Source organism: Streptomyces odonnellii, assembly GCF_000981895.1.
Lineage (GTDB): Bacteria > Actinomycetota > Actinomycetes > Streptomycetales > Streptomycetaceae > Streptomyces > Streptomyces odonnellii.
Genome location: NZ_LATD01000278.1, coordinates 1 through 11,554 on the forward strand (window position 1 = coordinate 1; position 11,554 = coordinate 11,554).

Annotated in this window: 4 protein-coding genes; all 4 read left to right on the forward strand. The window is 68.3% G+C overall.

All coding sequences use genetic code 11. The annotated features are described in order from the left end of the window. Positions 1 to 290 precede the first annotated feature (290 nt). The 4 genes from WH07_RS24500 (at position 291) to WH07_RS24515 (ending at position 11,279) form a co-directional block, all read left to right on the forward strand. Positions 291 to 569, forward strand: coding sequence for a DUF1232 domain-containing protein (locus tag WH07_RS24500; RefSeq protein ID WP_046504071.1), 279 nt, complete (start codon positions 291 to 293; stop codon positions 567 to 569). 289 nt (positions 570 to 858) lie between these two features. Beyond that, the gene (locus WH07_RS24505; protein ID WP_232789047.1) at positions 859 to 2,766 is read left to right on the forward strand and encodes a glycoside hydrolase family 13 protein; all 1,908 of its coding nucleotides are present in this window, start codon (positions 859 to 861) and stop codon (positions 2,764 to 2,766) included. A gap of 214 nt (positions 2,767 to 2,980) precedes the next feature. After that, positions 2,981 to 10,954 (forward strand): RHS repeat-associated core domain-containing protein, encoded by a 7,974-nt coding sequence (locus tag WH07_RS24510; RefSeq protein ID WP_046504074.1) that lies wholly within the window; start codon positions 2,981 to 2,983, stop codon positions 10,952 to 10,954. Between the two features lie 7 nt (positions 10,955 to 10,961). Next, the gene (locus tag WH07_RS24515; RefSeq protein WP_157877426.1) at positions 10,962 to 11,279 is read left to right on the forward strand and encodes a hypothetical protein; all 318 of its coding nucleotides are present in this window, start codon (positions 10,962 to 10,964) and stop codon (positions 11,277 to 11,279) included. The last annotated feature ends 275 nt before the right edge of the window (positions 11,280 to 11,554 follow it).

The following is an 11,554-nucleotide window of genomic DNA, read 5'->3' on the forward strand; positions in this document are numbered from 1 at the left end:
GTACTTGGGGGTACTCGGGGGTAACGTACCGGCTGGTTGTACTGGCCGGTAGAGCGCGAGGTGCGGGGCGGCTGGATGGGGTCGCCTGGTGGGAGTCGGCGGAGCGGCCGGTCGGACGGCTGGGCGTGTGGCTGCTGCGGTCGCGCCGCTCGCCCTTGCGGGGACTGTTCCGGTGACGGGCTCGTACCACGGGTGCGCCGGGGGTACGTAGGGGATGAACGGCGGCCGGACGGAAGGCCGCCCGGTGCCAGGGCTGCTGAGGCCCCGACAGCTTGAGCTGGGAGCCCGCCATGAGCAGCGAACTCCGGATCCTTCTCGCCGTGGCCGCCGTCCTGGCCGTACTGACCCTGGCCGCCGCGGTCACCCTCGCCGTCCGGCTGGTACGGGCCCGCCGCGACCTGCGCCGGGCGGGCCTGCCGGTGGAGAACCGCTGGGTGTTCTGGGCCGCGCTCGGCTATCTCGTACTGCCCGTGGACCTGCTGCCCGACCCGGTGTTCCTGGACGACATCGGGGTACTGCTGCTGGCACTGCGCTCGCTGCGCCGTAAGCCGGGGGCTATGGGCGGCTGATGGGGCGGGTGGCGGGGGTGCGGCGTCGCGGTGTGCCGTGCTGGGCCGGGCCGCTGGCCGACCTGCTCTGGCCGGGCTAGGCGGCTGGCCTGTCCTGGCCGGACCACTGTGCCGGACTGACGGCCGGACCGCTGTGCCGCCGTGCCGCCGTGCTGTGCCGGACCGCCGTGCCGGACTGGCTGCTTCCCTCGGTCGGCTCAGGGGATGATCGCACCGGCACCATGTCCAGTCAGTCCCAGCGTCCTTCATCCCGGCATCCCAGGATCCCGGCATGACACGAGAGGTATCAGTGACTCAGCATGCGTTCCCGGACGGCGGCGCACATGGCGGCGGTGACGTCATCGACAGCGTTGCCGGCGACGTTGTCGACACCAGCGGCGTTGCCGACCGCGTCGTCGGCCGTGACACCGACATCGGCCGTGACACCGGCACAGACCGCGGCATAGACCATGACATAGCCCGCGCGACAGACCGCGATCCCGCAGGCGTCGTCGCAGGAGCGACCGCCGCCGCAGCCCCCGCCGCCCACCGCGACTGGTGGCGCGAGTCCGTCGTCTACCAGGTCTACGTCCCCAGCTTCGCCGACGCCGACGGCGACGGAATGGGCGACCTCCGGGGGATCACCGACCGGCTCGCCCATGTGGCCGACCTGGGCGCGGACGCCGTGTGGCTCACCCCGTTCTACCGCTCACCGCTGGCCGACGGTGGCTATGACGTCGCCGACTACCGCCAGGTCGATCCGCGCCACGGCACCCTGGACGACTTCCGCGCGCTGCTGGCCCGGGCCCGGGAGCTCGGCCTCCGTACGATCGTCGACATCGTGCCCAACCACTGCTCCGAGCAGCACCCCTGGTTCGTCGAGGCACTCGCCGCACCGCCCGGCTCGGCCGCGCGCGACCGCTTCATCTTCAGGGACGGCACCGGCCCGGACGGCGCGGAGCCGCCCGCCGACTGGCAGTCCAAGTTCGGCGGCCCGGCCTGGTCCCGGGTTCCCGACGGTCAGTGGTACATGCATATCTTCGCCGCCGAACAGCCCGATCTGAACTGGGAGAACCCCGAGGTCATCGCGGAGTTCGAGGCCATCCTGCGCTTCTGGCTCGATCTGGGCGTCGACGGCTTCCGTATCGATGTGGCGCACGGCCTGCGCAAGGACCTCGTCCCGCCGCTGCGCAACACGTACGGCGGTGACTCGGCCTCCCTCAACTCCCCGCCCAGCGGCGAGAACCACCCCTTCTGGGACCGCGACGAGGTCCATGAGGTCTACCGCCGCTGGCGGAAGATCACCGACTCCTACGCACCGCCCCGGATCATGGTCGCCGAAGCCGGCGTCAGCGCGGCCAGGCTGCCGCTCTACACCCGACCCGACGAACTCCACCAGGCGTTCAACTTCTTCCATCTGCGCTGCCCCTGGGACGCGGACTCGTTCCGCGAGGTCATCGACACCTCGCTGGCCGGAGCGGCGGCCCACGGCACGCTGCCGACCTGGGTGCTCTCCAACCACGATGTGGTACGCCACCGCACCCGTTACGCGGTGCCCGAGGGCACCGCCCTGCGCGGCTGGCTGATGACCGACGGCCGCGAACCGGCGGCGGACGATGACCGTGGCCGCCGCCGCGCCAGGGCCGCCGCGCTGCTGACCCTCGCGCTGCCCGGTACGACGTACCTCTACCAGGGCGAGGAACTGGGCCTGCCCGAGGTGGCCGACCTGCCCCGGGAGGCCCTGCGCGACCCGATGTGGGAACGCACCGGCCGCACCGTGAAGGGCCGCGACGGCTGCCGGGTGCCACTGCCCTGGACCAGGACCGGCCCGTCGTACGGCTTCGGCCCCGGCGGCAGTTGGCTGCCCCAGCCCGGGGGCTGGGGCGAGTACTCGGTGGAGGCCCAGACGGGCGCTCCGGACTCGTTCCTGGAGATGTACCGCACGGCACTGACTCTCCGCCGCCGCTACCTGGGCGACGAGACATTCACCTGGCTGCCGTCGGCTTCGGGCGAACTGGCCTTCCGCAAGGGCGGAGTTGGGGCTGACGGCAGAACCGCCGCCCTGGAGTGCCGGATCAATCTCTCCGGTGAGCCGATCCCACTCCCCGCGATCTCCCAACTTCTCCTGTCGAGCGACAACCTGACGCCAAGCCCCACAGCCAGCGGCCAACTCCTCCCCCCGGACACAGCGGTCTGGCTGACCAGCGAGATTTCCTGACCGTTCTTCCCGAGACCGAGTACCACCGGGCCGTCCGTACTCCACGCGGGCGGCCCGTTTCTGTGAGTCGTGTGATGTTCATGCCATTGGCATATGAGTTTGATTTATTCCTGTGCGACTGTCACTCAATGTGTGTACGTTGTGACGGCCCGCGTGATGATCGTGGGCTGCTTGGGCCGTCTGTGGTCATGTGGTGTTGCTCTGGGGAGGGCATGTGCGTACGCACAGGGAGCAGTTCCGATCGGGTCCGCGCGCGCGTTGGCGATCCTGGCGGTCGCTGACGGTCGGTGCGCTGGTGCTGGCGCTGTCGGCGGGCCTGGTGTCGGCGGAGGCGGCACCGACGGATCCGCCGCAGACCTCGGCACCGCCGCCCGCGGCCGCTGAACGAACGACCGCACCCCGGAAGGCCGACAGCCCGTCGGCCGCGGACGCGCCCGCCGTCGGCCCAACGACTGACAACGCTGTCTACGCGTACGACGCGGCGGGCCGCCTGGTCGGCCTGACCGATCCGGACGGTGAGACCGCCCGCTACCGCTACGACGCGGCCGGCAACCGCCTGGGCGTCGACCGCTTCACCTCGACCACTTTGTCGGTGCTGTCCCTGGTGCCGATCAGGGCCGCGGTCGGCGCGACCGTGACGCTCTCCGGCACAGGCTTCTCCACCACGCCGACCGCCAACGCCGTTTCATTCGGGGGCAGGGCGGCCGAGGTCGTTTCGGCGTCCGCGACCCGCTTGAAGGTCAAGGTCCCGGCGGCGGCCGCGACCGCCAAGGTGTCCGTCACGGTCGCCGGCACCACGGCCCAGTCCCCGGAGACGTTCACCCTGGCGGCCCCGGCGCCCTCGGTGACGACGGTGGCACCGGCTGCTGGCCCGGTGGGCACCCAAGTGGTCCTGACCGGCACGGGCTTTGCGCCTTCCAAGACCGATAACGTGGTGCGCTTCCACGGCGGCATCGTTGCCGAGGTCACGGCTCGTACCGACACCGCGGTGACGGTGGTGGTCCCGGCGGGCGCGGCGACCGGCCCGGTCGAGGTTGCCACCCCGGACGGGCGGGCGACGTCGTCCGCGAACTTCCGGGTCGCACTGGGGGATGGCGGAGGCGAGATCGAGTCGTCGGAGGAGACGTCCGTCACGGACGAGACACCGCCGACCGTGTCGGTCACGACGCCCGGAAATCAGGCGCAGGTGGTCTTCGAAGCGGACGCGGGCGACGACATCGATTTCGGCTTCTCCGAGTCCACATTCAACGCACTGGTCTCGGCGTCGCTGAGGGACCCTCAGGGGCGTCGCCTGGACTCCTACGCGTTCACCGGTGTCGTCGGGGACTGGGAGATGTCGGACCTGCCCGTCAGCGGCCAGTACGCACTGGTTCTCGACCCTGGAGCGGGCAACATCGGTTCCATGAAGGTGACCGTGTCGAACCCGCTGCTTTCTTCACTCGACATCACCACCGGCCTCACATTCGAGGCAGGGTTCACGCGCACCGGACAGGACCATCTGCTCACTTTCCCGGCCTTGTTGGGAGACTCGCTGAGTCTGGGCATCGACGCGACCGGCTTGGGCAAGTCGGTGCGTGCAAACCTTTACGGTCCAAATGGTGCCGAGGTCGACAAGGTCTATGTCTCGGGGTCGAGGATCGGTGGACTCGATCTTGACGTCTTGACTCAGTCCGGTACGTACACCCTTGCGCTGGATCCGGACGACGGGGCGCTGGGCACGGTGAAGGTGACCGGTTCGCACTACGCCGATGCGGGCGCCCTCGACGCGACCGGTCCGGCGGTTGATCTGAACATCGTCCGGCCGGGTCAGGGCGGGCGGGCGCGGTTTGCCGGGGTGGCCGGGCAGCGGGTGTCGATCGGTGCGACGGCGGCCGGGTTCGGCACGTCCACGAGGGTTGAGATCCTTCAGCCGGACGGCGAGCTGCTGGACTACTTCCTTGCGCCGGACGGTGATGTAGGCCAGTGGGACAGTGAGGCCCTTCCCGCTACCGGTACGTATACGATCGCCGTGAGCCCGAGCAGCGCGATCGCGACCGGCAAGCTGACCATGACGCTCTCGCGCCCGGTCGCCCTGGCTCAATTGTCCACCACGGGCAGCGCGGTGGCGGTGGCCGTCAGCAGGCTGGGGCAGAACGCCGAGTCGTCCTTCCAGGGACAGGCGGGAGCCCGCCTCTCGCTCGGTGCCACCGCCAGCACCTTTCCCCAGTACGTCGATCTGACCGTGCTGGCTCCATCCGGCGCGGAGGTGGTCGACAGGGAGAACGTCACCGCTGGCGCGTCCACGACGATTCCGCTGCCCGCTCTGTCGGAGACCGGTACGTACCGTGTGATTCTGGACCCGAACAAGGGCGCGTCAGGGACGTTCGGTCTCACCTTGTCCCCGGAGATCCAGGCGTCGCTCACCGCCGACGGTTCGCAACAGCCGATCACGGTGGCCCGCGCGGGACAGCGCGTACAGGCACGGTTCACCGCACCGGACGCCAGCTCCCTTGGACTGGCCGTCACTGCGAACACCATCGCGGAGTCCACCGAGATCAGGCTGATTGGTCCGGACGGCGGTACGGGCACACTCGTCGGGCGTGTGTCGGGCACGGCGTCCGACACCTTCTACATGACGGATCTGACCTCTGGAACCGCCTACTCATTGGTGTTCGAGCCGGGCAAGGCCGCGACCGGCGCGATGACGCTGTGGCTGTCCAAGCCCATCAAGCCCGGCGCCTTGTCGGCCGGAACGCCCTCTCGTACCGGTGAGATCACCCGCCCAGGAGCACAACTGGAGTTCACGCTCGACGCGGTGGCGGGTTACGGCGCCGCCGTTGTCTTCGGCGACACCACCCTCACCAAGACGTCGGCGCTCATCCACCGGGATCCGGCGGGCGAGGAGTCGAGCCTCGGCTCGCTGAGCAAGTCGGCTCTGGACGGCGATCTGCTGGCGCCCCTGGCGGTGGGCACCCACCGAGTCTTCGTACGCCCCAACGGCGAGGCCACGGGCAAGACCACGGCCACACTCGTGGCCGATGTGAACGGCGGAGCGCTCGCCGTCAACGGTGCGCGCAAGCCGGTCACGATCGCCACGGCGGGCCAGAACGCCCACTACACCTTCACCGGCACCCAGGGCCAGAAGCTCACTCTCGGTCTGGACACACCTCCGGGCGCCTGGTCGCTGTCCGTCTTCGGGCCGGACGGCAAGTGGCTGGTCGACGGGCGCTCGATGAGCGCGTCGACGGTGTCCTACGCCCTCCCGGCGCTCCCGGCCGCCGGTACGTACACGCTCTCGGTCGACCCGAACTCCCTCAGAACCGGCACGTACAACCTCGGCCTCACCACGACCGCACTTGCCCGCGGCGTCAGAACTTCGGCGGACATCGCACCCGCCGCTGGTGCCCCCGGTGGGGTGCGCGCTGCGGGAGCCGTGGACGCGGGTACGGATACGAAGGCGGGTACGAAGCCGGTGGCGGGTTCGGTGCCGACGGGTCCGGATGCCTGGCAGCCCGACAAGGGAAGCCTCGCGGGATACGACTGGCTGACGCGCCGCGGCGACGCCCCGAAGGCTCCGCCCGCGCTGCGTGCCCCGCCCCGGTCCACCGCACTGACGGGCTATGTGCTGAAGCTCGACGGCAGGCCGCTGGCCGGGGTCACGGTCTCGGTCGGCGGGAAGTCGGGCCGTACGGACGGGCGCGGCAGATTCCTGCTTGCCGGGATCAGTTCTGACGCGACCACCCTGGTGGTGGACGGTGCGAGCGCCAACACTAGGCAGCGCCAGTACGGCCGGTTCGACATCCGTATCCATCCCAAGGCGGGTCGGGCGGTCGACCTCCGCTTTCCGGTGTGGATGACCCCACTGGACACCAGACATACCGTGCGTTTCGCGGCTCCGGCGAAGGCCGATGTCGTCCTGCGGACCCCGAAGATTCCCGGCCTTGAGGTGCGGATCCCGAAGGGGTCGGTGGTCCGTGACGAGAAGGGCAAGGCGGTCACGGAGTTGGGGATCACGGCGATTCCGCTCGACCGGCCGCCGTTCCCGCTACCGGACAACGGTGTCGTGCCGGTGTTCTTCACCGTGCAGCCCGGCGGCACCTATGTGTTCCCCAAGGGCGCGCAGATCATCTATCCCAACTACACGCGTGAAGCCCCGGGCACCGAGGTCGAGTTCATGGACTACGACCCGAAGGGGAAGGGCTGGTACGTCTACGGCCACGGGAAGGTGTCGCAGGACGGACGCCAGGTCGTTCCGGATTCAAAGACCCGGGTCTGGGCATTCCACGGCGCCATGTTCAACATCGCCGATGTGCTGCCATTCGAAGACTCCTGGGTCGAGGACGTGATCGACTGGCTGTCCGGCGATCCTGTTGAACTGTCCACCGGCATGCTCACGGATACCCATACCGACCTCGCGGTCAACGACGCGTATGGGTCAGTTGACCTCACCCGGACCTACTGGCAGGGCGACACGGCGAAGCGGTCCTTCGGTATCGGCCGTGACCTGTCCTACAACGTCTTCCTGCATTCCCAGGACCAGTACCAAGAAGTAGATGTGTATCTGCCAGGTGGCGGCAAGGTTCACTTTGACCGCACCTCGCCTGGAACCAGCTACAACGACGCCGTCTATGAACCGGTCGACACGCCCACAGCCTTCCGTGGCTCCAAGATGGCATGGAACAGGCCCAAGGCTGGCTGGGACCTGACCTTTCGTGACGGCACAGTGTGGTTTTTCCCTCAGTACTCCCCGCTCAAAGAGATCCGGGACCGGCACGGCAATACCACCAAGATCAGCCGTCTGGACGGCAACCGGGGCCAACCCACCAGGATCAGCTCGTCGGGTGGCCGGTGGATCTCCCTCTCCTACGACACCCAGCACCGCGTTGTCGGTGCGCGTGACAACACCGGTCGCACCACGGGCTATACGTATGACGGCGCGGGCCGTCTGGAGACGGTGACCGACCCTGCGGGGAAGGTCAGCCGCTATACCTACGACGGCACCTCGAACCGCATCAAGACCGCCGTCGACGCCCGCGGCATCACCTACATGAGCAACATCTTCGACGCGGACGGCCGGGTCAGGGAGCAGACCCTGACCGAGGGTGCGAAGTACACCTTCGACTACACCAAGACCGGCAGTGGCGCGGGCCGTGTGACGGCGGCGAGTGTGACGCAGCCGGGTGGTGCGGTGCGGCGGGTGGAGTTCGACGCGGACGGTTACGGTACGTCGGACACCCAGGCGTACGGCAGCGGCTTCGCCCGCAGGACGGTGTACCAGCGCGGCTCGTATCACCGTATCGACGCGGTGACCGACCCGTACGGCCGTCGCACCGAGCTCACCTATGACGCCAACGGCTATGTGACGTCGGTGAAGGAGCTGGCGGGCACGCCGCAGGCGCGTTCGTCCGGGACAGCGGTGTACGACGGGCCGTACGACCAGCCGACCTCGGTCACCGATCCGCTGGGCAATACCACCAGGCTGGCCTACGGGGTCGGCGGTGATCTGGAGAGCGTCACCGATCCGGAGAACCGGGAGACAGTTTTCACCTATGCCCCTGACGGTCAGGTGAAGACGGTCACCGACGCGTCGGGTGCGGTCACCGAATACACCTACGAGCATGGTGAGCTGACGGCGGTCAAGGACGCGGAGGGCCGTACGAGCGGTCAGTTCCTGGATGCCGCGGGCCGGCCGGTGGTGATGACGGACGAGGCCGGAGCGCGCGCTACGGTCACGTACGACGTGCTCAACCAGGCGCGGAGGGCGACCGATCCGCTGGGTCAGTCGACTGTCCTGGACTATGACGACAACGGGAATCTGACCGGTCTGACGGACGCCCGGAACAACACCACCACCTGGGTCTACGACAGCGCGGACCGTCCGAAGTCGGCCACCGATCCGCTGGGTGCGCAGGCGCTGTTCGGGTATGACGCCGCCGGCCGGGTCGCCAGGGTGACGAGCCGGACCGGTGAGGTGGCGACGGCCGAGTACGACCTGCTGGGCCGGGCCACCGTCGCCAAGTACGGTGTCGATCTCGCCGGACAGGCCGAGTCCACGACGACGTACGCCTACGACGCCGTCGACCTGCCCAGGACCGTCACCGACACGGTGGCGGGCGTTCAGTCGTTCACCTATGACGTCTACGACCGGACGAAGACGGTCACGGGCCCGACGGGCACGGTCGGTTACGACTACGACGCGGCGGACCGCCGTACGGAGATGACCGCGGCCGGCACGACAACGCGCTACGGGTACGACACGTCCTCCATCCTCACGTCGGTGACGACGGGGAGCCAGGCGGTGACGTTCGGCCTGGACGCGGTGGGCCGGGAGAAGACCGCGCTCCTGCCGGGCGGTTTCACCCGCACCACCGGCTACGACAGGACCGGTGTCACCACCGCGATCGGCTACACCCGTGGCGGGGCCGGGGTCGGCGAGCTGACGTACACCCGCGACGAACGCGGCCTGCAGACCGGTCTGTCCGGCAGCCTGGCGAGTGTGGCGCTGCCGGCGGCGGAGAGCGGGGCGGTGTACGGCAAGGACAACCGGATCACCACCTTCAACGGCCGCTCCTTCACCTACGACGCCGAGGGGCAGCTCGCCTCCGACGGCAAGCGCACCTACGACTGGAACGCGCGCGGCGAACTGACCGGTCTGACCGAGACCGGCGGCCGGGCGAGCGGCTTCGCGTACGACCCGCTGGGCACCCGTACAGCCACGACGCTCGGCGGGACGACGAGGAAGTTCCTGACCGACGGTTCCAATCCGCTGGTGGAGCAGTCGGGCTCGGGCGGGACGACCGCGACGGTCGCGGCGTCGGGGCTGGACGAGTTCCTGACCCGGACCGAGAACGGTAAGACACAGGTCTACCTCACCGACGCCCTCGGCACGGTCGTCGGCCTGGCTGACCCGGACGGTACGGTCGCGACCCGCTACACCTACGACCCGTACGGCCAGCCCACCGCCACAGGCGCCGCGTCCAGCAACCCGTACACCTTCACGGGCCGCGAGAGTGACGGCACCGGCCTGCTCTACTACCGCAACCGCTACTACGACCCGGAGACGGGCCGCTTCATCTCCCAGGACCCCATCGGCCACGCGGGCGGCCCGAACCTCTACCAGTACGCGCTCAGCTCCCCGACGACCTACACGGACCCGTCGGGCAACAACCCACTGCTCGCGGCCTGCGCGGGCGGCGCGCTGTTCGACGGCGGTACGGACTGGCTCACCCAGCGCCTGTCCGGCCGAAAGGTCAACTGGAACCAGGTCGCCCTCTCCGCCCTCGGAGGCTGCCTGACCGGCATGCTCGGCGCGGGAATCGGAGGCAAGCTCGCCACACGTGGAGGCTGCAACAGCTTCACCCCGGAAACCCCGGTCCTGATGGCGGACGGTACCCATAAGGCCATCAAGGACGTCCGCATCGGCGACAAGGTCCTGGCGACGGACCCGGAAACGGGCGAGACCGGCCCGAGAGAGGTGACGGCCCTCATCGAGGGCATGGGCGACAAGGCCTTGGTCGACATCACGATCGACGACGGCTCAGGCCCAGCCAAACTCACGGCCACGGACGGCCACCCCTTCTGGGTCCCGACTCTGCGCGAATGGGTCGAAGCGGCGAAGCTCCAGCCGGGCCAGTGGCTCCAGACAAGCACAGGCACCTGGACCCAAATCACCGCGGTCACCCACCGCACCCAAAAGGCCACCGTCAACAACCTCACGGTCGCCGACCTCCACACGTACTATGTGCTGGCGGGGGCCACTCCGGTCCTCGTCCACAATTGCAACTCTGGGGTAAACGCCACTGGCGATGCATGTGGTTGCGGAGGTGGCCCCCGAGCCTATTCTGTCGCCTTCGAGATGACTCTGGATGCAACCGATTTCGGTCGGTCGAGAGGTACACATTTCAGGAGAGCAAATGAGGCACTTGACGCGGTGCTTCAGTCAGACGCCGGCTTTGCCCAGTCGATGGAACGATTGATTCCCGGACTCGGTAGAGCTGTCTCAGCTCAGGGGGGTAGGCGTACCCCGGCTGGATGGACTTGGCAGCATGAGCCTGCGGCTAACGCTGGCGGGCGACAGGGTGTGATGCGCCTTGTGCCGCGTTCCCAGCACGATCCTGGATCGCTCTGGCAGCATCTACTGCATCCCGGCGGCTCCGGCGGCTACTCGGAGTGGGCGATCCCGAACGGTGCCCCACGCAATAGGAGGTGAGCTGACGATGTCGATTACATTCGCGCATCGAGATGGAGGAATGGATGACGGGAGTGAAGCTGGTATTCCATCGCTTGTCGCCGAACTCGATGGTCCAATCGATGATGAGCACCCAGACGTGTCCGTCACGGACGATGAATCCTCCTGGATCGTCTCGGCTTTTCAAGGGGGGACAGTGGTACTTGAAAATCTCGATGACAGCGACGTCGAACCTCGCCACTTGCCGCACGCTTCGCGTATGGAGGCGGTTCAGGTGATGGCCATGCTGGCGCGCGGCGACCTCGCCGCTCTCCAGCAGTTGGACTGGCGTCCTGGCTATGAGTAGCTAACGGGGAAGCCCCAGTCGGCAGACGTCGGCCGACTGGGGCTTCTGCGTGTCTCCGATTCTTGAACCCGGCGAAGGCGATGAAGCGGTGGCAATATGTCCGCACATTTGAAGCCTTGCGGGTTGTATTGACAGGTGTATTTTGGCGTGCGCTTGGAATGCTGTCTTGGCATTTCCGGTTGGAGCGGGAATTGATGCGACGCAGGACGCTGGTGGTGGGGTCCTCGGTGGTTGGGCTGGGGGTTGGGGGTGGAGCTGTCTACGCGTTGGGGGCG

Bases quoted from the DNA above. Each gene is read 5' to 3' on its own strand.
- WH07_RS24500 (WP_046504071.1), top strand. From the start codon at position 291: ATGAGCAGCGAACTCCGGATCCTTCTCGCCGTGGCCGCCGTCCTGGCC.
- WH07_RS24515 (WP_157877426.1), top strand. From the start codon at position 10,962: ATGTCGATTACATTCGCGCATCGAGATGGAGGAATGGATGACGGGAGT.